The organism is Mycobacterium sp. SMC-4 (assembly GCF_025263265.1).
GTDB lineage: Bacteria > Actinomycetota > Actinomycetes > Mycobacteriales > Mycobacteriaceae > Mycobacterium.
Genome location: NZ_CP079869.1, coordinates 5,309,905 through 5,333,485, shown reverse-complemented (window position 1 = coordinate 5,333,485; position 23,581 = coordinate 5,309,905). Strand labels below are relative to the sequence as shown.

Genomic DNA, 23,581 nt, shown 5'->3' with positions numbered 1-23,581 from the left:
AGTGTCTGAGTCGCTGCGTGCGCGCCTCGACGGGCTGACCCTCCGCGACGCCGCGCGGCTGGGCCGCCGGCTGCGTCAACTGCGGTCGCCCACCGCCGAACAACTCGAGCGGCTGCAGCGCCAGTTCGCCTCGGCTGAAGCGCTGGTCGCGACGCGGACCGCCGCGCTGCCGGCCATCAGTTACCCGGACCTGCCGGTCAGCGAGCATCGCGACGAGATCTCCGCAGCCATCTCGGCCCACCAGGTGGTGATCGTCGCCGGCGAGACCGGCTCGGGAAAGACCACGCAGCTGCCCAAGATCTGCCTCGAACTCGGCCGCGGCATCCGCGGCACGATCGGTCACACCCAGCCGCGGCGGCTGGCCGCACGCACCGTCGCGCAGCGCATCGCCGACGAACTCGGGACCCCGCTCGGTGAAGCGGTCGGCTACACCGTCCGTTTCACCGACCAGGCCTCCGAGCGCACGCTGGTCAAGTTGATGACCGACGGCATCCTGTTGGCCGACATCCAGCGCGACCGCCGGCTGCTGCGCTACGACACGCTGATCATCGACGAGGCCCACGAACGCAGCCTCAACATCGATTTCCTGCTCGGCTATGTGCGGGAACTCTTGCCGCGCCGGCCGGACCTGAAGGTCATCATCACCTCGGCGACCATCGAGCCGGAGCGCTTCGCGGCGCACTTCGCGCACGAAGGTGTGCCCGCGCCGATAGTTTCGGTGTCGGGACGCACCTACCCGGTCGAAATCCGGTACCGCCCATTGGAAGTCGTTCTCGACGCCGAGGATGACGACGATCCCGACGATCCGGACCACGACGTGGTGCGCAGCGAACTGCGCGACCAGACCGACGCGATCGTCGACGCGGTGCGCGAGCTGGAGGCCGAGCCTGACGGCGACGTCCTGGTGTTCCTGTCCGGCGAACGCGAGATCCGCGACACCGCCGAAGCGCTGCGTGCTGCGCTGGCCGATGCCCGGCCCCCCACCGAGGTGCTGCCGCTCTATGCCCGATTGCCGACCGCCGAGCAACAGAAAGTGTTTGCCCCGCACCAGAACCGGCGTGTGGTGCTGGCGACCAATGTCGCCGAGACGTCGCTGACCGTGCCCGGTATCCGCTACGTCGTCGACCCCGGCACCGCGCGTATCTCCCGTTACAGCCGCCGGACTAAGGTGCAGCGGCTGCCCATCGAGCCGATCTCGCAGGCTTCGGCGGCCCAGCGCGCCGGTCGGGCCGGCCGCACCGCGCCGGGGGTGTGTATCCGGTTGTACTCCGAGCAGGACTTCGCGGCGCGGCCGCGCTACACCGATCCGGAGATCCTGCGCACCAACCTTGCCGCGGTGATCCTGCAGATGGCCGCGCTCGGATTCGGTGACATCGAACGATTCGGGTTCCTCGATCCGCCGGAGGCGCGCAGCGTCCGTGACGGAGTGGTGCTGCTACAGGAACTGGGGGCTTTCGACACTGTCGGCGTGCTCACCGATGTGGGGCGCCGTCTTGCCCAGATCCCGGTCGACCCGCGACTGGGTCGAATGCTGCTGGCGGCCGACGTCGAGGGTTGCGTGCGCGAGATGCTGGTGCTGACCGCCGCGCTGTCGATCCCGGACCCCCGGGAACGCCCCGCCGACCGGGAGGAAGCCGCCCGCGCCAAACACGCGCGGTTCCTCGACCCGCACTCGGACTTCGTGTCCTACCTGAATCTCTGGCGCTATCTCACCGAGCAGCGAAAAGAACGGTCCGGCAACTCGTTTCGACGGATGTGCCGCGAGGAGTTCCTGCACTACCTGCGGATCCGGGAATGGCAGGACCTGGTCGGTCAGTTGCGTTCGATCTGCCGGGATCTGGGCATCTCCGAAGGCGACGAGCCGGCCGATGACGCCCGGGTGCATTCGGCGCTGACCACGGGGCTGCTGTCCCATGTCGGGATGCGTGAGGGCGACGGCCGGGTCTATCAGGGCGCCCGCAATGCGAAGTTTCTGCTGGCACCCGGGTCGGCGCTGGCCAAGCGCCCACCACGGTGGGTGGTGGTCGCCGACCTGGTCGAGACCAGCCGACTCTACGGGCGCACCGCGGCCCGGGTCGAGCCCCAGCTGGTGGAACGGCTGGCCGGACATCTGGTTTCGCGCAGCCACAGTGAACCGCACTGGGATCCCGAGCGCGCCGCGGTGATGGCCTACGAGCGGGTCACCCTCTACGGCCTGACGTTGGCCGCGCGGCGTCGGGTCGGCTACGCCGATGTCGACCCGGTGGTCTCGCGTGAGCTGTTCATCCGTCATGCGTTGGTCGACCAGGACTGGCACACCAGACACCACTTCTTCGCCGACAATGCCCGGCTGCGTGCCGATCTGGCCGAACTCGAGGAGCGGGCACGTCGCCGGGACCTGCTGGTCTCCGACGACGAGATCTATGCGTTCTACGACGCCCGAATTCCGGCAGAGGTGGTCTCGGGACGGCACTTCGACGGATGGTGGCGCAAAGCCCGACACCGTACCCCCGACCTGCTCACCCTGACCCGCGGGGACCTGCTGCGTGGCGAATCCGATGCCGAACAGCCCGATGCCTGGCGGGCCGGCGATCTGTCGCTGCCGTTGTCCTACCGCTTCGATCCCGGCGCAGCCGACGACGGCGTCACCGTGCACGTACCGGTCGACGTGCTGGCACGCCTCGGCGGTGACCAGTTCGCCTGGCAGGTGCCGGCGCTCCGCGAAGAACTGTTGGTGGCGTTGATCAAGTCGCTGCCCAAGGACCTGCGCCGCAACTTCGTACCCGCACCCGACACCGCCCGCGCCCTGCTGACCGCGATCTCGCCCGACAGTGGCCCGCTACTGGATGCGGTGCAACGGGAACTGAAGCGGCGCAGTGGGATTCTCGTCCCGATCGACGCGTTCGACCTGACCAAGGTGCCCGCACACCTGCGGGTGACGTTTGCCGTGGAAGCGCCGGACGGGACGGTGGTGTCGCGCGGCAAGGACCTGCACCAACTGCAGGAGCAGCTGGCCGGTCCCGCCCGCCAGGCGGTTGCGACCACCGTCGCCGGCGACCTGGCCCGCCGCGGGTTGCGGGCATGGCCCGAGGAACTCGACGAACTGCCCCGAGTGGTGGAACGGCCCGGGGCGTCCGGAAACCCGGTACGCGGATATCCCACATTCGTCGACGCCGGCCGGACCGTCGACGTCGAGGTGTTCGCGACCCCGGCCGAGCAGGAAGCCCGGATGGGCCCCGGCAGTCGGCGGCTGTTGCGGCTGGCGGGTCCCGCCATCGCCAAAGCCGTTGAGCGCAGCCTGGATAACCACACCCGACTGGCATTGGGGAGTAATCCCGACGGCTCACTGTCTGCGCTGCTCGAGGATTGTGCGGATGCCGCCGTCGAGTTCCTGGTTCCCAAGCCGGTGTGGACCAGAGTCGAATTCGACGTCGCCGCTGCGCGATTGACAGAGCAGCTGCAGCCGACGACGCGCGACGTGCTACGCCGCACGCAGCGGGTGGTACAGAATTGGCACGATGTCGAGCTGGCGCTGACCCAGCCGCAGACACCGCTGCTGGCCGAGGCGGTCGCTGACGTCCGGGCCCAGCTGGCCCGACTGCTGCCGGAGGGGTTCGTGGCCGCAGCCGGAGCCGCCCGGCTGGGTGATCTGGCCCGTTACCTGGCTGCGGCCGGGCGCCGGCTGGCCCGACTGGCTCAGGCTCCGGCCGCCGACCGGGAGCGGATGGCGCGGGTGGCCGCTGTGCAGCAGGCCTACGACGATCTGCTGGCGGCGCTGTCGCCGGCGCGGGCCGCTGCTGCCGACGTTCGTGACATCGCCTGGTTGATCGAGGAGTTCCGGGTCAGCCTGTGGGCGCAGCAACTCGGCACCGCCCGGCCGGTCAGCGAACAGCGCATCTACCGGGCCATCGACGCCGTGCACGGCTGACTACGGTGACGTCACCGCGCTGGCCGGGTCGATGAGGATCTTGGCGTGGGTCTCGGGGTCGCGCAGCGCCTCGAACGCCGCACCGACACCGCCCAACCCCACCGTCGCGCTCACCAGCGGTGACGCGTCGACCTTGCCCTCGGCCAGCAGGTGCAGCGCATCGCGATACTCCAGCGGGGTCTGCCCGAACACGAAGCGCAGCTCGACCTCCTTGCCGATCGCCATCGCCGGGCGCACCTTGTCCTCGCCCATGCATACCCCGACCACGATGATCCGCGACGCCAGCGGGGCCCCTGCGATGACGCTGTCGATCATTCCCGGCACCCCGACGCATTCGTAGATCACCGGCCGCTTGGGCGCCGTCCCGCCGAGCCGGTCGGCCAGCCGGTACACGTGTGCCCAGCCGGGGATCTTGCGCAACTTCTCCATCGAACCCACGCCGAGCTTCATCAGCTCCGGTAGCTCGGTCAGACCGCGTTGGTCGGGCGGGATGGCTTCGTAGGGCGAGTCGACCGACGGGTCGACGACGACATGGGCACCGCACCGGGTGGCCAGGTCGCGGCGCGCCGGGGAGAAATCGCTGGCCACAATGGTGCGCACACCGCGCGCCTTGAGGTGACAGATGATGGCCAGACCGACCGGCCCGCAACCGATCACAATCGCGACATCCTTGGCGGTGATCTCGCTGCGCCGGACCGCGTGCAATGCCACCGACATCGGTTCGGTGAGGGCGGCGGTCGCGGGGTCCAGCCCGTTGGGCACCGCGAACGTCAGCGCGGCCTCGGTCACCACCTGCTCGGCGTAGGCGCCCGGGGTCAGCGGGGACAGGCCGATCAGATGCACCCCGCCATCAGCCCGCCGGAGCGGGAAAGCCACCACGGTGGTGCCCTCGGCCAACTCCTTGCCGACCTTGCGGCCGCGTTCGCGCACCACACCGCAGAACTCGTGACCCAGCACCGTCGGGGTGTCACTGCGCATGAAGTCGTGGTAGCCGCCTTCGGCCATCACCTCGGTGAGTTCGTCGGCGTGATCCTTGGCGTGCAGATCGGATCCGCAGATGCCGCAGCGCAGCACATCGAGGACGAGCTGGCCGTCGGCCGGGCGAGGATCGGGCAGGTCGACGACCTCCAGGACGCCATGGGAACAGCTGACCGCTTTCATCGGGCCATCGTCGCACGGTAGAACAACGGTATGACCCGCGATGGGAAGAAGTGGCGGATGTGGGCCGCGCTGGTGCCGATCGCCGCGCTCGTCGCCGCGGCGGTGCCGCAGGCCCAGGCCGTGCCTTCGGCGCCGGTGGTCGAGCCGGTGGTGCTGGGCGAGATGCCGCACGATCCGACGGCGTTCACCCAGGGTTTGGAGATCGACGGCTCGGTGCTCTACGAGGGGACCGGCCTGGCGGGTGCTTCCCAGCTCCGCGAACTCGACCCGCAGACCGGAGCGCTGCGGCGCGCGGTCGACGTGCCGGGCGACTACTTCGCCGAGGGGATCACCGTCGTCGGCGACCGGATCTGGCAGCTGACCTACCAAGACGGCGTCGCCGTCGAGTGGGACCGGGCTACGCTGAGCCCGCTGCGGGAGGTGGCCCTGGCCGGGGAGGGTTGGGGTCTGTGCTACGACGGGGACCGGGTGATCCGCAGCGATGGCACCAGCCGGCTGCACTTCCACGACCTGGACGACCTCTCCGAGACCGGCGCGATCGACATCACCCACGACGGCCGGCCGATCACCGGACTCAACGAGCTCGAGTGCGTCGGCGCGCACGTATGGGCCAATGTGTGGCCGACCGACACCATCGTGCGTATCGACCTCGCATCGGCATCGGTGGACCTCGTCGTCGACGCGTCCGGACTGTGGGAGCGCGGCATCCCGAACGACGCTCAGGTGCTCAACGGAATCGCCCACGTCGGCGGCGCCGAGTTCCTGGTGACCGGCAAGTACTGGCCGACGACCTTCCGCGTCCGGCTGGGTTAGACAGGGCAGGATCGAATCCGTGCAGCAGCAGACGAGGACCAGGGCCCGGTCGTTGACGGTGGTGGCGCTGGCCTATGTGGTGGCCATCGCGGTGGCCGGCGGGTGGCTGCTGTGGGGTCCGAGCACCGACCAGCTGTGGCTGGATACGTTGATCGCCGACATCCTGGCGACTTTGGTGATCTTCGGGTTCAGCCGGGCCTACCGCAATTCCAGCTTCTATGACGCCTACTGGAGCGTGGTACCGCCGCTGTTGCTGTTCTACTGGTGGAGCCAGAGCGAGGCTGCAGCCGATCCGTTGCGGACCTGGCTGGTCGCGGCGCTGGTGGTGGTGTGGGCGGTGCGGTTGACCGGCAATTGGGTGTACGCGTTCCCCGGGCTGCACCACGAGGATTGGCGTTACCCGATGTTCAGGCAACGGGCGGGCCGTTGGGAGTTCGCGGCGGATCTGGTTGCCATCCACCTGATCCCGACCCTGCAGGTGTTCCTCGGCATGGTGCCGGTCTACGTCGCGCTGACCACCCCGGGTGCCGGCCTGGCATGGCTGGCGGTGGTCGCGTTTGTCATCGGAATGTCGGCGGTGGCGCTGGAGTCGGTCGCCGATGTGCAGATGCATCGGTTCGTCCGTGACCGCCGGCCCGGCGAGGTGATGGACCGTGGTCTGTGGTCGTGGTCGCGGCATCCCAACTACTTCGGCGAGTTCGGGTTCTGGCTCGCGCTTGCGCTGTTCGGTGTCGCCGCGTCGCCCGGCAACGCCTGGTGGCTGTTCGCCGGGGCGTTGGCAATGCTGGCGATGTTCCTCGGTGCCAGCATCCCGATGATGGAATCCCGCAGCCTGGCTCGCCGGCCCGGGTATCAGACCGTCATCGACCGGGTGTCGCGGTTCGTTCCGCGCCCGCCGGCCAGGGTCAGCGCATGACCCGCGTCGTGATCGCAGGGCTCGGCGACACCGGGGTGTTGACCGCGATCAAACTGGCCCGCCACGCCGACGTCGTCGGCATCTCCAGCAAGCCGGGCCTGGTCAGCGGCCAGGAACTGGGGTGGCGGTTGGCCCGGCCAGATCACTGGGCCACACACAATTGGATTCCGTTCACCCGCTTCCGCGCGCTGGACCGTGTCCGAACCGTGCACGGCACGCTCGCCGGTGTCGATCTCAGCGATCGCCACGTCGTCGTCACGCGCGCCGACGGTTCCTCGACCACCGTGTCCTATGACGTGCTGGTCATCGCGACCGGCGTCACGAACGGGTTCTGGCGACGGCCCGCCCTGCAGTCCGCCGACGAGATCGACGCGGAGCTGCGGGCAGCACACGAGCGCCTCGCGGCCGCCCGGTCGGTGAGTGTGATCGGCGGCGGCGCAGCCGCGGTCAGCAGCGCCGTCCAGATCGCCGGAGCCTGGCCGGGCAAGCAGGTCGACCTGTACTTTCCCGGAGAGCGGGCGCTGCCCGACCACCACCGGCGCACCTGGCGCAGCATCGAGCGCAGACTCCTCGCTGCGGGGGTTGCGCTGCACCCCGGCCATCGCGCCGAGCTCGACGATGGGTTCGCCGCCGACGAACTGACCAGTGGTGAGGTGCGGTGGAGTACCGGTCAGCCGCCGACGACGGCGGACGCGGTGCTGTGGGCGATCGGCCGGGTCACGCCCAACACCGGGTGGCTTCCGGCCGAGCTGCTCGACGACGACGGTTTCGTCCGCGTCACCCCACAGTTGCAGGTGCCCGGCCATCCCGAGGTGTTCGCGATCGGCGACGTCGCGGCCACCGATCCGCTGCGCAGCTCGGCGCGCAACCGCGCTGACGGGCTGCTCGCCCACAACATCCGCGCGGCAGTGGCCGGCAAGCCACTCAAGGCGTATCGAGCACCGGCGCGCCGGTGGGGGTCGGTGGTCGGCATCCAACCTGATGGCCTACAGGTGTTCGCGCCCAACGGACGGGCCTTCCGCTTCCCCGCGTGGGCCTTCGATCCGGTGCTGATGCGCCTGATCGTGCGGTGGGGCATCTACCGCGGTGTGCGCGCCGACTCCACGTCCACCGCGAAAGTGCGCTCAGCGTAGTAGTTTTCGTTCGCAGACTACCGTGAAGGCACTTTCGGGATCTCGGCGTTGATGCGGTCGAGCAGCGCCGGGTAGCGGTTGGCCTCTTTGTGCCGACCCGGCTTACCGCTGCTGACGACCGCGACCGAGAGTGCCCGCGCGGGATCGGCCCACATCGCGATGTCGGTCAGGCCGGTGTGGCCGAACGCGCCGGCGTTGTCCCGGCCGAACGGCCCGAACCGCGCCGAACCCAGCATGTAACCGGTACCCCAGCGCATCGGCATCAGACCGGTGGCGAGGTCGGGGCGTAACCGGCGGCACTCGCTGCTCGCCGCGCGCAGCGTCCGTTCGGACAGCACCTGAACACCGTCGAGTTCTCCTCCACGGCAGAGTATTTCGGCGAAGCGGGACAGCTCGTAGGCATTGGAGACAGTGTTCGACGACGGGATGACGCCGGTGAGGAACTCCCGCGTGTTGGAGAACGGGATGATCTGGGCCATCGTGCCGCCCACCGCGGCTTTGAACGCCTTGGCGATCGGAGCGGGCAGCGGCTTGCCGGTGACGTGGCTGGGTGCCACTGCAGCAACATCCTCGGCCGCCACGCCGTAATTGGTCCACCGGAAACCCAGTGGTGCCAGGATCTCGTCGCGCAGAATATCGCGAATACTGCGACCTGTTGCCGCGGAAATGATTTCGCGCATCAACGGACCCCAGGTCACGCCGTGGTACATGTGCATCAAGCCCGGCGGGTATACCGGTCTGAGCCGACCCAGCATCTCGCGCGTGTAGGCGCTGTCGTCCATGCGTTTGAGGTCGGGGCGGGGACCGGTGGCGAACGGTACCCCCGCACTGTGGGTCATCACGTGGCGGACCGTGGTTCGGTCCTTGCCGTGGCTGGTGTAGTCGGGTAGGTACTGGCACACCCGGTCGTCCAGCGAGAAGTGTCCGCGTTCGACGAGCATGTGCGCGACGGTGGTGGTGATGGCCTTGGCCGCCGAGTACACGCAGAACGGCGTCTCGGTGCTCACCGGAATCCGCGGTGTGTCCGGTGGGTCGGCGGGGCCGTTGCCCCAGCCGTGGCCGATGGCCCGATTGAGGATCACCCGTCCGTCGCGGCGCAGGCAGACTTGGATGGCCGGTTGCATGCCGGCGGCGTACCAGTACCGGGCGGCGGCCCAGATCCGTTCCACCGCGGCCGGGTCGATATCGCCGGACTCCTCGGTACCGATCGAGGTGACCGAGTCGAGGTCGCGGGCGACGCTGATTCTGCCGTCGGTCAGCGCGGGCCGCCGTTGAACATGCCGCTGCCGATCACCTGGGTCAGCTGTCCGAGCAGTTCACCGGGTCCGGGTTGGGGCGGCGGCGGGGTGTTGGTCAGCTGCCAGGTCTGGCAGTCGCTGGTGGTGAACGCGGTGTCGGTGGCCTGGACGTGCACGATCGCGGATTTCTTGGTCAACGCGTTGTCGACCATCTGGCCGCCCGAGGTCCGCTTCCAGTAGCAGGCACCGTCGTCGACCGGGCCTGCGGACTGATAGAACCCAGGGACGATCTGGGTGCCCACGGCGTAGGTGCCGTTGGCGTCGATCGTGGTTTTCGGCGATGGTGCGGGTTCGGTGGGATCAGGCTGTGCCTGTGCCGACGGAGCCAGCACACACAAGCCCGCCAGCACCGCCGCGGCAGACGCGGCCGCTTGTGTGGGCTTCATAGGAAGTCAGTCTAAGTGCTGCGGCGGCGGGTGGGCACCCGCCGCCGCAGTCGGTGCAACTCGCTCAGCCGGCCATGAAGGTGTCGTAGGCCGACTGCAGGTCGCTCGGCAGCACCGCGATGTTGCAGGCGCGCTGGGTATCGCCGAGCGGTGCCAGAATGCCGCGCAGGTCGTAGTACTGCGACGGATTGGCGGTGAAGTAGCCACGCAGGTTGGCCTCGGCCTCCGGACGCGGCTGCGTCATCGCGGCGCTGACCGCCTGGTTTGCGCCGGGATTGGCCTCGAGATATCCGCGTGCCGCCCCGGTCACATTGCTCACGGTGTCGGCGACCGCACTGGCACTGCACTGCGGAGCCGGCTGTGCCACGGCGGCAGGAGCTGCGACGGTGGCGGCGGCCAGACCGCCGAACAGACAAGCCGCCCCGACGCCGGCCAGCATGCGCCGGGAATTCGGCACGGTGAAACCATTGGAGTTCATCTGAATTGGTCCTTCTGATCGTGAATTCGGATACTGCGTCCCCGCCCGTCATCCAAGGTAGCCCGGATCGAACGGGGCCAAACTCCGCCGCCGCGACGCACTTTCGGCGTGGCGGCGGTGTTACATCTTCACCGCGTGATGTTCGCCTCAAAGAGCGCCGAAATGATTCGCCGACGGCGAAATTCGGCAAGCGGGGTCTGAGACTTCTCACGATTCGGCGGGGACCCTTAGATGATCGTGATCTGGGTCGTTTCCGAATCGTTATCCGCGGGCATGCGCTGTGACCGGCGGCGACGCGGTGAGCCGGGAGCGCTAGCGTGGAGTCCGTGAAGCTTGATCTGCTGATGCCCGGCATCGAGGTGGGGCTGGTCACCACCAATCTCGACGCGATGGTGGCCTTCTACGAGGGTTTCCTCGAACTCGAGCCGCAGGGCGACATCGAGTTCGACGGGGGCTCGCAGCGGCGGTACTCGCTGGGCAACAGCGTGCTCAAGCTGGTCACCTACACCGTGGCACCGTCGGCGCCCGCTGCGCCGGGGGGCGGTCGCGCGCAGGCGGGGCTTCGGTATTTCACGATCGGCGTCAACGGGCTGGGTGCCGTGGCGGAGGCATTCGCGGCATCGGGTTACCCGATCGTCGAGCCGGTGACCGAGTTCGCGCCGGTACCCGGCATGGGCTTCATGTTCGTCGCCGACCCGGACGGTAACCACATCGAACTGTTCGGCACCCTGTGAGCTATCCGTACCCGCCGGGGATGCCGTCGCAGACACCAGTGTGTTATCGGCACACCGACCGGCCGACCTACGTGCGCTGCAGCCGCTGCAACCGGTTCATCTGCCCCGAGTGCATGCACAGCGCCGCGGTGGGTCATCAGTGCTCCGAGTGTGTCGGGGCCGCGGCGCGCAACGCCCCGGTCATCCGGACCGCGCTGGGCGGGCGCCAGCGCACCTCCACAACCCCGGTCCTGACCTTCGCGTTGATCGGGATCAACGTGGTGATGTTCATCCTGCAGTCCACGTCCTCGGCGTTGGAGCGCGACCTGGTGCTGTGGTCCCCGGCGGTGGCCGACGGCGACCTGTACCGGCTGCTGACCTCAGCCTTTCTGCACTACGGGATGATCCACATCCTGTTCAACATGTTTGCGCTGTTCATCGTGGGCCCACCGTTGGAAGCGGCCCTCGGCCGGCTCCGGTTCGGCGCACTGTATCTGCTCAGCGCGTTGGGCGGGTCGGTGCTGGTGTACCTGCTGTCGTCGGTGAACTCGGCCACCGCGGGCGCCTCCGGCGCCATCTTCGGGTTGTTCGGTGCGACCTTCGTGGTGGGCCGCAAATTGAACATGGATGTGCGCGGGGTGATGGCGATCATCGTCATCAACCTGGTCATCACCTTCATCGTGCCGCTGGTCAGCGCGCAGAACATCAGCTGGCAGGGACACCTGGGCGGGTTGATCACCGGTGCGGCGGTGGCCGCCGCCTATGCCTACGCACCACCGCGGCGACGCAATGCCGTGCAGGGTGCGGCCACGGCCGCGGTTCTGGTGCTGTTCACGGTGTTGATCTGGTCGCGCACCGCGCAGCTTCAGGCGCTGTTCGGCCTCGGTTGACGCGCGAGCCGCGTCGGTAACCGCCGGACAGGGTAAGAAGAGAGGGATGCTGGGTTTGCCCGATCGAATACGCGCTTGCCTGTTCGACCTCGACGGTGTCCTCACCGATACCGCGAGCGTGCATCGCCGAGCGTGGAAAGCGATGTTCGACGAGTATCTGCGCGCGACGACGGGATCTGGGTTCAGGCCGTTCGACGCAGGTGAGGATTACGAGCGCTACGTGGACGGCAAGCCCCGCCTCGACGGGGTCCGGTCGTTCTTGGAAAGCCGTGGTATCGCCGCCGACGACGCGACCGTGGTCGCGCTCGGCGATCGCAAGAACGAGCAGTTCGGTCAGACTTTGCGCGAGGCCGGCGTCACCGTGTTCGACGGTTCGCGGCGTTACCTGCAGGCCGCGCTGGATGCCGGCCTGCGTCGAGCGGTGGTGTCCTCGAGCGCCAACACCGCAGCCATTCTCGAGCTGACCGGTCTGGACACCTTCATCGAAGCCCGGGTCGACGGTGTCACGCTGCGCGAAGAGGGGTTGCCCGGCAAACCGGAACCGGATTCTTTCCTGCGTGCCGCGCAGCTACTCGGCGTGGCGCCCGAGCAGGCCGCGGTCTTCGAGGATGCCATCGCCGGGGTCGCTGCCGGTCGCGCCGGAGGGTTCGGTGTGGTTGTCGGCGTCGACCGGGTGGGGCAGCCGGATGCCCTGCGCGACAACGGGGCCGACATCATCGTGACCGATCTGGGGGAGCTGCTGGCGCCGTGATGATCAACGATGAGGCGTTCCCCGTCGAGCCGTGGCAGGTGCGCGAGACCGAGCTGCACCACCACCTGCTGCCGCAGACCGAGTCGTTGTTCGCCTTGTCCAACGGCCACATCGGTTTACGCGGGAACCTCGATGAGGGCGAGCCCTACGGACTGCCGGGCACCTACCTCAACGGTCTGTACGAGATCCGCCCGTTGCCCTACGCCGAAGCGGGCTTCGGCTACCCCGAGGACGGGCAGTCGATCGTCAACGTCACCAACGGCAAGATCATCCGGCTGCTGGTCGACGACGAACCGTTCGACACCCGATACGGCCGTTTGGTCTCCCATGAGCGCACCCTCGACATGCGCGCCGGTGTGCTCCGTCGCACAGCGGAGTGGATTTCTCCGGCCGGCAAGAACATTCGGCTGACGTCGGTGCGCATGGTGTCATTGGCCCAGCGTGGTCTGGCGGCCATCGAGTACGAGGTCGAAGCGGTCGGAGAGCACGTGCGGATCACGCTGCAGTCCGAGCTGGTCGCCAACGAGGACCAGCCATCGCCCTCGGATGACCCCCGGGTGGCGGCAGTGCTGATCAACCCGCTGGAGGCGGTGCAACACGAGGTCAGTGACAACGGCGCACTGCTGGTCCACCGCACCCGGTCGTCGGGTCTGATGATGGCTGCCGCGATGGACCACGTCGTGCAAGCGCCGGGCCGGCTCGACCTCAGCGGAGACGCCGGGCAGGATTGGGCGCGCACCACGGTGGTGTGCGGGCTCAATCCGGGTGAGCGGTTGCGCGTGGTGAAGTACCTGGCCTACGGGTGGTCGAGCCGACGGTCTCGTCCCGCCCTGCGCGACCAGGCCGCCGCGGCGATCGCCAGCGCCCGCTACACCGGCTGGCAAGGACTGCTCGACGAGCAGCGCCGCTACCTCGACGACTTCTGGGATTGTGCCGACGTCGAAGTCGAGGGTGACGCCGACTGCCAGCAGGCGGTGCGATTCGGACTCTTCCACGTGATGCAGGCCAGTGCGCGTGCCGAACGCCGGGCCATCGCCGGTAAGGGATTGACCGGCACCGGCTATGACGGGCATGCATTCTGGGACACCGAAGGATTCGTGTTGCCGGTGCTGACCTACACCGCCCCGCGGGCCGCCGCTGACGCACTGCGTTGGCGGGCCTCGACCCTGGAGCTGGCCAAGGCGCGCGCCGAGGAACTCGACCTCGACGGGGCCTGCTTCCCGTGGCGGACGATCCGCGGTCAGGAGTGTTCGGCGTACTGGCCCGCCGGCACCGCCGGGTTTCATGTCAACGCCGACATTGCGATGGCGTTCGAGCGTTACCGGGTGGTCACCGGTGACGAAACGCTGGAGGCCGAGTGCGGGCTGGCAGTCCTGGTGAACACGGCGCGGATGTGGCAGTCGCTGGGCCATCGGGATCGACAAGGCCGCTGGCGCATCGACGGGGTCACCGGCCCCGACGAGTACACGGCGGTGGTGCGCGACAACGTCTTCACCAACCTGATGGCCGCGGCCAACCTGAGAGCGGCCGCGCAGGCGTGCCGACGCAACCCCGACGCAGCCGCGGAGCTGGGCGTGGACAACGAGGAGACCGCGATGTGGTGCGACACCGCAGACGCGGTGCACATCCCCTACGACGAAGAACTCGGCGTACATCCGCAGTGCGAGGGCTTCACCACGTTGCGCGAGTGGGACTTCGACGCCAATACCGAGTATCCGTTGCTGCTGCACGAGCCCTATGTCCGGCTCTATCCGGCCCAGGTGATCAAACAGGCCGATCTGGTGCTGGCAATGCAGCTGCAAAGCCACGCGTTCACGGCAGAACAGAAGGCGCGCAACGTCGACTACTACGAGCGCCGGACCACCCGGGACTCGTCACTGTCGGCATGCACCCAGGCGGTGATGTGCGCCGACGTGGGTCACCTGGAGCTGGCCCACGACTATGCCTACGAGGCAGCCCTGATCGATCTGCGCGACCTGCACCGCAACACCGCCGACGGTCTGCATCTGGCGTCGCTGGCCGGCAGTTGGACAGCGCTGGTGGCAGGTTTCGGCGGGCTGCGCGACGACGACGGCGTCCTGGCATTGGATCCACACCTGCCCTCGGGAATGTCACGGCTACGGTTTCGACTGCTGTGGCGCGAGTTCCGGGTCACCGTCGATGCCGATCACGAGTGCGTCACCTACACCTTGCGCGACGGTCCCCGGTCCCGACTGCGGATCCGCCACGCCGGTGAGCCGCTCGAACTGAGCACCGAGCAACCCACCCGGGTGCCGGTGCGCCCGCGAGTGGCGTTGCTCCCGCCGCCACAACAACCTCCGGGTCGGGAACCGCTGCACCGCAAAAGATATCGATCCGACTCCGACTGACGACCATGGCCGACGGCACCACCGACGACGTAGTCGAACGGTCTCTCGACGAGCTCTACACCGCTCGTCCGGCCGATTTCACCGCGCTGCGTACCCGGCTGGCCGGCGAGGCCAAGCGCAATGGTGACGTCGCGGCCGCGAAGCGCATCACGGGTAGTCGCAAACCCACCACCGCGGCGTGGGTGGTCAACGTCCTGGCGGTGTTGACCTCAGCCCGCGACCAGCTCGCGGAATTGGGTGGGCGACTGCGCGATGCCCACGCCGCGATGGATGGTGCCGAAATCCGATCCCTGACCACCGAACAACGGCGGCTGGTCGATGAGCTGGCCCGGCAGGCGTTCCGGCTCGCCGGACTCGACGCACCGGCTCCGGCGCTGCGCGACGACGTGACCGCGACGCTGCAGGCGGCCGTGGCCGATCCTGAGGTCAGCGCTCGGCTGGGACGCCTGGCCAAGGCCGAACAGTGGTCGGGATTTGCCGAGTTCGGTTCGGTGACAGCGGTTTCTGCCACCAAGAAGAAGCCGACCGCGCCATCGTCGGCGCGCCCCGATACCAAGCCGGCATCCGCGGACAAGAATCGTGCCCGCGCCATCCTGCTGGCGGCGCAACGCGCGAAGGCTGACGCCGATGCCGCACTGGCCGAGGTGCAGTCCGACCTGGCAACCGCACGGTTGCGTCGCCAAGACGCCGAACGCCGACTCCACGAAGCCGAAGATGCGCTGAGCGCCGCGCAGGATGCCTACGATGCGGCCAAACAGGCCAGCGTCGGCGCGGCCGACGCCGTCAAGACGGCGCAAGCCGAGTACCGCCGCGCGAACGGATAGCCGACCGCGATATGTTGCCTGCGCACGCCCGGGAAGGGCGCGCGTTAAGCGAAATGCTCAGCGCCACGCTTAGTTTCGGGAGGGCATATGGCAACCGACATTCGCAAGGTGGTGACCGGGGCCTCCATCGGCAACGCGGTCGAGTGGTTCGACTTCGCCATCTACGGCTTTCTCGCGACGTTCATCGCCGCCCAGTTCTTCCCGGCGGGCAACGACACTGCCGCACTGCTCAACACGTTCGCGATCTTCGCCGCGGCGTTCTTCATGAGGCCACTGGGCGGGTTCTTCTTCGGCCCACTGGGTGACCGCATCGGGCGTCAACGAGTCCTGGCCATCGTGATTCTGCTGATGTCGGCGGCCACCCTGGCCATCGGCTTGTTGCCGACCTACGACGCCATCGGGTTGGCTGCGCCGCTTCTGCTGCTGATATTCCGTTGTCTGCAGGGGTTCTCGGCCGGGGGTGAGTACGGCGGCGGCGCGGTGTATCTGGCCGAGTTCGCCAGCGACCGTCGTCGCGGTGTGACCGTCACTTTCATGGCGTGGTCCGGGGTGGTCGGTTTCCTGCTCGGCTCGTTGACGGTCACCCTGCTGCAGGCGCTGCTGAGCGCCGAGGCGATGCAGGACTACGGCTGGCGGATCCCGTTTCTGATCGCCGGGCCGCTGGGCTTGGTGGGGTTGTACATCCGGCTGCGCCTGGGCGACACCCCCCAGTTCGCCGAGTTGGACAAGGCCGACAAGACCTCCGATTCGCCGCTGCGCGAGGCGGTGTCGACGTCGCGCCGGCAGATCCTTCAGGTGCTGGGGCTGTTCGTGGTGTTCAACATCGGCTACTACATTGTCTTCACCTTCCTGCCGACGTATTTCATCAGGACGTTGGAGTTCTCCAAGACCGCGTCGTTCGTGTCGATCACGCTGGCCTGCCTGGTGGCGCTGGTCTTGATCTTGCCGTTGGCCATGTTGTCCGACCGGGTCGGGCGCCGACCGATGCTGATCGCCGGGGCCGTGGCCTTCGCGGTGCTGGGCTACCCGCTATTTCTGTTGCTGAACTCGGGGTCGCTGGTTGCGGCGATCCTGGCGCACTGCACCCTGGCGGCCATCGAGTCGATCTACATCTCCGCCGCGGTCACCGCCGGTGTCGAACTGTTCGCCACGCGGGTGCGCTTCAGCGGGTTCTCCGTCGGCTACAACCTGTGTGTAGCCGTCTTCGGTGGCACCACGCCCTACGTGGTGACCTGGCTGACCGCCGCCACCGGCAATCCACTCGCACCGGCGTTCTACCTGATCGTGGCCGCGCTGATCTCGCTGGCGACGGTTTTCACCGTCGATGAGTCGGCGCGACGCCCACTGGCCCAGGTGCACGCCCCCGCCTAGGGTGGGCACAGGCATCCACGAAGGGAGGCGCTCATGAAGCTTCAGGTGTTGCCCTACGTCACCGTCGAGGTCGACGACCGGGCGCGGCGTCGGCTACGGGTCGTGGGCGAGCGACTGCGCGTCAACCTGCGGGCCTACCTGCTCAGCGCGGCCGATGAGGTCGACGCCGCCGGTGACCGGGTCCGCGGCCTGTGCGATCGCGCAGTAAACCGGGTCGACTCGGCGGTGGCCTCGGTCAACGACCGGATCGCGCCGGAACCGGTGCGCACCCCGACGCTGCGGCTGATCACCGACCGCGAGGTGTCCTGACGGTCAGGTCGCCGCGCGCCCGGTTCGTCCACCGGCGAAGAAGGAACCGGCCACCAGCACCACACCGATGACGGTCACCGGGATCGACCACGACCGCCGCGACGACACCGCGGACTCACACTCGGCCACGAAGTCGCGGCTCGGGATGATCTGGTCGAGAATCGGCAGGTTGGCCAGGTTCTGCTCATCCACCTGGCGTGCCTGCGACAGGTCGGCAGCGATGGCGTTACCGCAACCGATGTCGCGGTCTGGTCCGGATACCGACACCGGGACCAACAACGCGATGACACCCACCAGCAGCGCCGCCACACCGGCAACCAACAACAACACTCGCAGATTCATGCCCCGGGTAATTGCCCAGTTCCGCGGCGGCGAAACAAGATCGCTGCCCGCCGGTCGGACACCAGGATGAGCGTGTCGTCGGTGAGTGTGCTGTCCTAGTCGGGTGATGGACCACGGACTGACGGTGCTGCTGGCGCTGCTGGCTGCGGTGTTCCTCGCCCTGGGCATCGTGGTGCGCCAACGTGCCACCCTCGACGTGCCCGCAGAGCACGGCATCAGCTCGGTGATGTTCGCGACGCTGGTCCGGCGCCCGCTGTGGTGGGCCGGCACCGCGGCCGCGTTGGCCGGTTTCCTGTTCCAAGCGCTGGCGCTGGCCGAGGGTTCGCTACTGCTGGTGCAACCCATCCTGGTGTCCGCGTTGTTGTTCGCGTTGCCGCTCAGTGCCCACCTGGCCGGTCGCCGAGTGACGCGTGCCGAGTGGGGATGGGCCCTGCTGTTGACGGTTGCGCTGGCGTTCTTCGTGGTGCTGGCCAAAGCCAACCCGGGTGATTACGAGGCGTCGCTGCCGTCGTCGGTGCTGGTCGCCGTGGTGTGCACCATTGCGGTGCTGGCCTGTGTGGTGGTCGCGACGCGGGCGGTGGGGTGGCGGCGCGCGGTGCTGCTGGCGGTCGCGGTCGGGGTGATGTTCGGGGTGGTGGCCGTACTGACCAAGTTGGTCATGCACCTGTTGACGAACGAGGGGCTGGGGGCGGTCCTGAGCACCCCGGTGCTGTATCTGCTGGTGGTGCTCGGTGTGGTGGCCATGCTGCTGCAGCAGTCGGCGTTTCACGCCGGGTCGTTGCAGACTTCGGTGCCCACCATGCTGGTCCTCGAGCCGATGATCGCGGTACTGCTGGGTGCGGTGGTGCTGGGAGAACACCTCGATGTCGGGCGCTGGGATGCGGTCGCACTGGCGGTGTCGACCGCGGCGATGGTGGCAGGCACGATCGCGCTGGGCCGCGACGAGGGCGCCTACGAGGAGGCGCTGGCACCGGTCAAGCAGGCAGTGCCGGCCAACGACTAACCACCCTGCCATTGCGCCCAGCGCACGATCCGCACCGCGATGACGGGTGCGGCCAGGCCGACCGAGCGATACTGCGGGTACTTGGCACGCAGCGCACCCAGCCCAGCCTCGCAGGCGGGGCCGTGGTGATGGATCTGCGCGACGCCGTCGGCGCGCACCCACCACAGCTGGGCCCAGTCGTCGTCGTAGTGCTGGACCAGCAGGCTCGCCGCCGGGTTGTGCTCCAGGTTGGCCAGTCGCTGCAGCGGCCGGCCCGACTTCGGTTTGTCGTCGACCGCGGTGTAGACGACCTGATCACCGGATTCCACCGCGAAGACCACCGGGACGACGTGCGGGGCATCGTCGGGGCGCACGGTGCCCAGCATCGCCACCGGTGCCGCGCGGAACCTGGCCGCCGCGATTCCCGACAGTGCCACGGCGCCCAGCCTATGCGCGCTAGGGTTCACGGCTGTGACACCGCTCGGCAACCGCATCGTCACCGCCTGGTCTCGCGCTCATCGGAAGGTTCGGCAATGAACACCTCACGGCCCATGATGATCGCCGCGGGCGCCGCTGTGGCCACACTGCTGGCAGTATCGTGCGCTCCGCCGCCCGAGCGCGAATCCGGCGGCCAGACCGAGGGCGGCGTCCACGCTGCCGAGGCCACCTCGGCGGCCGACTTCGGCGGCATGGACGGCCTGATCGAGGCAGCCCAGGCCGAAGGTGAGCTCAACGTGATTGCGCTGCCTCCGGATTGGGCCAATTACGGGGCCATCATCACGGCGTTCTCCGACAAGTACGGCATCAAGGTCAACTCAGCCCAGCCCGAAGCGTCGAGCCAGGAAGAGATCAACGCTGCCAACCAGCAGCGGGGCCGCAGCACCGCGCCCGACGTGTTCGATCTCGGCCAGGCCGTGGCACTGGCCAACACCGAGATGTTCGCGCCGTACAAGGTGGAGACATTCGACGACATCCCGGCGGCATTCAAGGACCCCGACGGGACGTGGGTCAACGACTACGGCGGTTACATGTCGATCGGCTACGACTCGGCCGCGGTGCCGCCGGTGACCTCCGTCGATGACCTGCTCAAGCCGGAGTACCGCGGCAAGGTCGCGCTCAACGGGGACCCGACCCAGGCGGGTGCGGCGTTCTCCGGGGTGCTGATGGTGGCACTGTCCCAGGGCGGCTCGGCTGACGACATCGCGCCCGGGGTCGAGTTCTTCGGCAAGCTCAAGCAGGCCGGCAACTTCCTGCCGGTCGACCCGACTCCCGCCACGATCGGGTCCGGCCAAACCCCGGTGGTCATCGACTGGAACTACACCAATGCCGCGGAAAGCAAGCGGCTGCCGTCGTGGACGGTGCTGGTGCCGCCCGACTACCCGGTGGCCGGTTACTACTACCAGGCCATCAACAAGGACGCGCCGCACCCGGCCGCAGCCCGACTGTGGCAGGAGTTCCTCTACAGCGACGAGGGGCAGAACCTCTACGCCCAAGGCGGGGTGCGCCCGGTGCGCGCCGACACGATGATCACCGACGGCACCCTCGATCCGGCGGTGGCCGCGGCGTTGCCGGTGGTCGACGGTCCGGTGACGGTCCCGACGCCGGACCAGACCACGGCGGCGTCGAAGTACCTGGCCGAGCACTGGGCGGCGGCGGTCGGCTGACGTGAGCCTGGGTCGCCGGGTCTCCGACACGCTGCCGCTGCTGCCGTTCCTGGCGATCGTCACCGTCTTCCTGCTCATCCCGACTGTCACCGTCATCGTCAACGCGGTGTATGCCGACGGCGTTTTCACGCTGCAGCGCATCGAGGCGCTGTTCACCGGGACCGCGCTGGCGGCGTTACGCGACAGCGTGCTGCTCTCCGGGGCGACCGCGGTGCTCGGCGCGTTTCTCGGTGCGATGTTGGCCTGGCTGATCGTGAGCAGTCCACCGACCTCGGCGGTGCGCCGAGCGGTGCTGTCGCTGTGCAGTGTGCTCGCCCAATTCGGCGGTGTGGCACTGGCCTTCGCGTTCCTGGCCACGATCGGCCTCAACGGCGTGCTGACGTTGTGGGTGCAGCAGATTATCGGGTTCAACCTGGCCGCATCGGGGTGGCTTTACGGGTTGACCGGGCTGATCCTGGTCTACACGTATTTCCAGATCCCGTTGATGGTGATCGTGTTCCTGCCGGCGTTGGAGGGATTGCGCGAGCAGTGGCGCGAGGCAGCGGTCAGCCTCGGCGCCTCGACCTGGGACTATTGGCGCGAGGTGGCCGTCCCGGTGCTCACCCCGGCGTTTCTCGGCTCGGCACTGTTGTTGTTCGCCAACGCATTCGCCGCATACGCCACCGCGGCGGCGCTGGTCAGTCAGGGCAGCCCGATCCTGCCGTTGCTGATCCGCGCGTCGCTGGTCAGCGAGGTGGTGCTGGGCCAGGCCGGATTCGCCTATGCGCTGGCGTTGGAGATGATCGTGGTGGTGGCGGTGGTGATGACGGCCTACAACCTGTTGGTGCGCCGCAGCGCTCGGTGGCTGACATGAGATCGGCTGTGCGCGGGGCACTCTGGGCGGGCTTCGGGTTGTTCTTCCTGTTCCCGCTCTACGCCATGGCCGACTTCTCCACCCGCAATCTGCTCGAGGGCGGGCGCACCGCGCAGGCCTGGCGCAACCTGGTGGCCGACGATGCGCTGTACGCGTCGATCATGGTGTCGCTGCTGTTGGCCGTGCTGACCGTCGCGGTGATGCTCGCAGTGCTGGTGCCGACGATGATCTGGGTGCGCCTGCGTACGCCCTGGGCCCGGCGCGCGGTGGAGTTCCTGTGTCTGCTGCCGCTGACCATCCCGGCGCTGGTGATCGTCGTCGGACTGCGCAATGTCTATCTCTGGGTGACCTACTTCCTCGGCGAGTCCGCGTTGACCCTGACGTTCGTCTACGTGGTCGTGGTGTTGCCGTTCGCCTATCGCGCGCTCGACGCGGCACTGTCGGCAATCGACCTTCGTACGCTGGCCGAGGCTGCGCGCTCGCTCGGTGCGGGCTGGGGCGCCACCATCGTGCGGGTGATCGTGCCCAACATCTGGTCGGGCGTCCTGTCGGCGGCATTGATCTCGATCGCGGTGGTCCTCGGCGAGTTCACCATCGCCTCGCTGAGCGGATACTCCACGCTGCCGGTGCAGATCGTGTTGATCGGTAAGAGTGACGGGCCGACCAGCGTGGCCGCGTCACTGGCCACGCTGTTGTTCGGCTTCGTGCTGTTGCTGGTGCTCTCGCTGGTGACGCGGGGCCGGCGCGGTCGGGTGCGTGAGACGGGAGTGACGGTATGAGCGTGAGTGTCGAGCTCACCGGGTTGACCCGGGTGTACGGCAGCACCCGCGCGCTCGACGGCCTGACACTGCACATCGAGCCGGGTGAGCTGGTGGCGCTGCTGGGCCCATCGGGGTGCGGCAAGACCACCGCCTTGCGCATCCTGGCCGGTCTCGACGAGGCGACCGCCGGGGCGGTCGCAGTCGGCGGCGTCGATGTCAGCACGGTACCGGCCAACCGGCGCGACATGGGCATGGTGTTCCAGGCCTATAGCCTGTTCCCGCACCTGACGGTGCGCGACAACATCGCTTTCGGTCTGAAGATGCGCCGGAAGAACAAGCGCGACAGGCTGTCCCGGGCGGCAGAGATGCTCGAGCTGGTCGGTCTGGGTGCGCACGCCGACAAGTACGCCAACGAACTGTCCGGCGGCCAGCAGCAGCGGGTCGCGCTGGCCCGCGCGCTGGCGATCCAGCCCAGGGTGTTGCTGCTGGACGAACCGCTCTCGGCGTTGGATGCCAAGGTTCGCACCCAGCTGCGTGAAGAGATCCGTCGGGTACAGCTGGAGGTCGGCATCACGACCTTGTTCGTCACCCATGACCAGGAGGAGGCGCTCGCGGTCGCCGACCGTGTCGGCGTGATGAACTGCGGGCGGCTCGAACAGCTCGCCGCGCCCGCCGAACTGTACGCCAATCCGGCCACTCCGTTCGTCGCCGACTTCGTCGGGCTCAACAACCGGGTGCCCGCACAGGTGAGCGCCGGGCAGGCCAGGCTGCTCGACACCGCGGTGCCGGCCCTGCCGGGTTCGATCACCTCGGGAAACGGAGCGGCGATGGTGCGTCCGGAGTCGATCACCGTCACCGCCGACCCGGCCGGCGCGGCCACCGTCGTCGCGGTGTCGTTCCTGGGAGCCATCTCGCGGGTCACCGTCCGGCTGCCCGACAGCAGTGTGGTCAGCGCTCAGATGAACAGCTCGGCCGCCCGCGGGATTGCCCCCGGTGACCGGGTCACCGTGGGCCTGGAACCGGGCGGGGTGCTCGTCGTCGGGGGCGCCGGGGAATGATCAGACGTCCTTGACAGGCTCGATGCCGAGGTCGCGGTAGGACACCAGTGCATGGAACGGCACGCCGTAGCCGGCGAAGCGCTGCGCGGCGACGTCGCCGCGATCGACCATCGGGATCACGCCGGTGACCACCGCACCGACCGCGGTGACGCGCTCCAGCGCGATCTCGGTGGATCCGCCGGTGCTGATCACATCGTCGACGAGCAGAACCCGGTCGCCCGGCTGCAGCCGGGTGCCCTCGATCCACTGTTCCCGGCCCCGCTTCTTCTGTTCCTTGCGCACCGAGAACCAGGCTTTACCGGTGACCATCGCGACTCCGTGAGCCAGCGGGTCCGCACCCATGGTCAGGCCGCCCACGGCGTCGAACTGGACGCCGTTGGCGGCGGCGAGGTCGGCCACCGCGCGGCTGACGATGGTCAGACGCTCACCGGTGTCGACGGCGAACTTGCCGTCGATGTAGTCGTGGCTGAGCTGTCCGCTGGCCAGTCGGAACGGCTCCTCGCGGCGCTCGTAGCCGCGCGTGCGGATGAGGTCGAACGCCGCCTGCCAGGACTGCGGCCGCTTCGGTGCGCCATTCTGCTCAGCCATGCGCTAGATGCTAG

The 23,581-nt window shown here is 68.3% G+C and carries 23 protein-coding genes; 16 read left to right on the top strand and 7 right to left on the bottom strand.

The annotated features are described in order from the left end of the window. Window position 1: 1 nt before the first annotated feature. Window positions 2–3,907 carry an ATP-dependent RNA helicase HrpA gene (gene hrpA, locus KXD98_RS25470; protein WP_260761066.1) on the top strand — a complete coding sequence of 1,302 codons (3,906 nt, stop codon included), beginning with the start codon at window positions 2–4 and terminating at the stop codon, window positions 3,905–3,907. Here hrpA and KXD98_RS25465 read toward each other — a convergent pair whose 3' ends face one another. Then, the gene (locus KXD98_RS25465; RefSeq protein WP_260761065.1) at window positions 3,908–5,068 is read right to left on the bottom strand and encodes a zinc-binding dehydrogenase; all 1,161 of its coding nucleotides are present in this window, start codon (window positions 5,066–5,068) and stop codon (window positions 3,908–3,910) included. It lies immediately after the preceding gene. Window positions 5,069–5,125: 57 nt separating this feature from the next. Here KXD98_RS25465 and KXD98_RS25460 point away from each other — a divergent pair, with 57 nt between their 5' ends. From KXD98_RS25460 to KXD98_RS25450, 3 genes are all read left to right on the top strand, one after another. Further along, window positions 5,126–5,881, top strand: a complete 756-nt coding sequence (locus KXD98_RS25460) for a glutaminyl-peptide cyclotransferase (RefSeq protein WP_396883298.1) — start codon at window positions 5,126–5,128, stop codon at window positions 5,879–5,881. A gap of 91 nt (window positions 5,882–5,972) precedes the next feature. After that, window positions 5,973–6,797, top strand: coding sequence for a DUF1295 domain-containing protein (locus KXD98_RS25455; RefSeq protein ID WP_396883296.1), 825 nt, complete (start codon window positions 5,973–5,975; stop codon window positions 6,795–6,797). Next, window positions 6,794–7,930: an FAD-dependent oxidoreductase gene (locus KXD98_RS25450; RefSeq protein WP_260761062.1), complete on the top strand. Its 1,137-nt coding sequence runs from the start codon at window positions 6,794–6,796 to the stop codon at window positions 7,928–7,930. The genes KXD98_RS25455 and KXD98_RS25450 overlap by 4 nt, the downstream gene beginning before the upstream one ends. 17 nt (window positions 7,931–7,947) lie before the next feature. Here KXD98_RS25450 and lipE read toward each other — a convergent pair whose 3' ends face one another. From lipE to KXD98_RS25435, 3 genes are all read right to left on the bottom strand, one after another. After that, the gene (gene lipE, locus KXD98_RS25445; RefSeq protein WP_260765427.1) at window positions 7,948–9,189 is read right to left on the bottom strand and encodes a lipase LipE; all 1,242 of its coding nucleotides are present in this window, start codon (window positions 9,187–9,189) and stop codon (window positions 7,948–7,950) included. Next, entirely contained in the window at window positions 9,186–9,614 is a 429-nt protein-coding gene (locus KXD98_RS25440; protein WP_260761061.1) for a hypothetical protein, read from the bottom strand. The genes lipE and KXD98_RS25440 overlap by 4 nt, the downstream gene beginning before the upstream one ends. A gap of 64 nt (window positions 9,615–9,678) precedes the next feature. Further along, window positions 9,679–10,092 carry a heme-binding protein gene (locus KXD98_RS25435; protein WP_260761060.1) on the bottom strand — a complete coding sequence of 138 codons (414 nt, stop codon included), beginning with the start codon at window positions 10,090–10,092 and terminating at the stop codon, window positions 9,679–9,681. A gap of 344 nt (window positions 10,093–10,436) precedes the next feature. Here KXD98_RS25435 and KXD98_RS25430 point away from each other — a divergent pair, with 344 nt between their 5' ends. From KXD98_RS25430 to KXD98_RS25400, 7 genes are all read left to right on the top strand, one after another. Beyond that, entirely contained in the window at window positions 10,437–10,826 is a 390-nt protein-coding gene (locus KXD98_RS25430; protein WP_260765426.1) for a VOC family protein, read from the top strand. Continuing rightward, a complete protein-coding gene (locus KXD98_RS25425) occupies window positions 10,823–11,695 on the top strand; it encodes a rhomboid family intramembrane serine protease (RefSeq protein ID WP_260761059.1) in 873 nt (290 codons plus the stop codon). The genes KXD98_RS25430 and KXD98_RS25425 overlap by 4 nt, the downstream gene beginning before the upstream one ends. 46 nt (window positions 11,696–11,741) lie before the next feature. After that, a complete protein-coding gene (locus KXD98_RS25420) occupies window positions 11,742–12,446 on the top strand; it encodes a beta-phosphoglucomutase family hydrolase (protein ID WP_260761058.1) in 705 nt (234 codons plus the stop codon). Beyond that, on the top strand, window positions 12,446–14,815 hold the full coding sequence (locus tag KXD98_RS25415; RefSeq protein ID WP_260765424.1) for a glycoside hydrolase family 65 protein: 2,370 nt from the start codon (window positions 12,446–12,448) through the stop codon (window positions 14,813–14,815). The genes KXD98_RS25420 and KXD98_RS25415 overlap by 1 nt, the downstream gene beginning before the upstream one ends. 5 nt (window positions 14,816–14,820) lie before the next feature. Then, window positions 14,821–15,639 (top strand): hypothetical protein, encoded by an 819-nt coding sequence (locus KXD98_RS25410; RefSeq protein ID WP_260761057.1) that lies wholly within the window; start codon window positions 14,821–14,823, stop codon window positions 15,637–15,639. Window positions 15,640–15,726: 87 nt separating this feature from the next. Then, window positions 15,727–17,010, top strand: a complete 1,284-nt coding sequence (locus KXD98_RS25405) for an MFS transporter (RefSeq protein ID WP_260761056.1) — start codon at window positions 15,727–15,729, stop codon at window positions 17,008–17,010. 33 nt (window positions 17,011–17,043) lie between these two features. Next, on the top strand, window positions 17,044–17,319 hold the full coding sequence (locus tag KXD98_RS25400; RefSeq protein ID WP_260761055.1) for a hypothetical protein: 276 nt from the start codon (window positions 17,044–17,046) through the stop codon (window positions 17,317–17,319). 3 nt (window positions 17,320–17,322) lie between these two features. On the opposite strand, the gene KXD98_RS25395 is transcribed toward KXD98_RS25400, so the two are convergent. After that, on the bottom strand, window positions 17,323–17,661 hold the full coding sequence (locus tag KXD98_RS25395) for an aminopeptidase (RefSeq protein ID WP_260761054.1): 339 nt from the start codon (window positions 17,659–17,661) through the stop codon (window positions 17,323–17,325). Between the two features lie 103 nt (window positions 17,662–17,764). On the opposite strand from KXD98_RS25395, the gene KXD98_RS25390 reads away from it, so the two are divergent. Beyond that, window positions 17,765–18,664: a DMT family transporter gene (locus tag KXD98_RS25390; RefSeq protein ID WP_260761053.1), complete on the top strand. Its 900-nt coding sequence runs from the start codon at window positions 17,765–17,767 to the stop codon at window positions 18,662–18,664. Here the strand turns inward: KXD98_RS25390 and KXD98_RS25385 are convergent. Continuing rightward, window positions 18,661–19,029: a TIGR03668 family PPOX class F420-dependent oxidoreductase gene (locus KXD98_RS25385; protein ID WP_260765422.1), complete on the bottom strand. Its 369-nt coding sequence runs from the start codon at window positions 19,027–19,029 to the stop codon at window positions 18,661–18,663. The two genes, KXD98_RS25390 and KXD98_RS25385, sit on opposite strands and share 4 nt — an antisense overlap. Before the next feature lie 147 nt (window positions 19,030–19,176). Between KXD98_RS25385 and KXD98_RS25380 the strand changes: the two genes are divergently transcribed. Genes KXD98_RS25380 through KXD98_RS25365 form a run of 4 tightly spaced genes read left to right on the top strand, consistent with a single transcriptional unit; the run spans window position 19,177 to window position 22,979 of the window. Beyond that, the gene (locus KXD98_RS25380) at window positions 19,177–20,307 is read left to right on the top strand and encodes an ABC transporter substrate-binding protein (RefSeq protein WP_260761052.1); all 1,131 of its coding nucleotides are present in this window, start codon (window positions 19,177–19,179) and stop codon (window positions 20,305–20,307) included. A 1-nt stretch (window position 20,308) separates the two neighbouring features. Next, complete coding sequence (locus KXD98_RS25375; protein WP_260761051.1) at window positions 20,309–21,160, top strand: ABC transporter permease subunit; 852 nt, start codon at window positions 20,309–20,311, stop codon at window positions 21,158–21,160. Continuing rightward, window positions 21,157–21,939 (top strand): ABC transporter permease, encoded by a 783-nt coding sequence (locus tag KXD98_RS25370; protein ID WP_260761050.1) that lies wholly within the window; start codon window positions 21,157–21,159, stop codon window positions 21,937–21,939. Before KXD98_RS25375 ends, KXD98_RS25370 begins: the two co-directional genes overlap by 4 nt. Beyond that, on the top strand, window positions 21,936–22,979 hold the full coding sequence (locus tag KXD98_RS25365) for an ABC transporter ATP-binding protein (RefSeq protein WP_260761049.1): 1,044 nt from the start codon (window positions 21,936–21,938) through the stop codon (window positions 22,977–22,979). Before KXD98_RS25370 ends, KXD98_RS25365 begins: the two co-directional genes overlap by 4 nt. On the opposite strand, the gene pyrE is transcribed toward KXD98_RS25365, so the two are convergent. Beyond that, window positions 22,980–23,567, bottom strand: a complete 588-nt coding sequence (gene pyrE, locus KXD98_RS25360) for an orotate phosphoribosyltransferase (RefSeq protein ID WP_260761048.1) — start codon at window positions 23,565–23,567, stop codon at window positions 22,980–22,982. It abuts the gene before it with no gap. Between the last annotated feature and the right edge of the window lie 14 nt (window positions 23,568–23,581).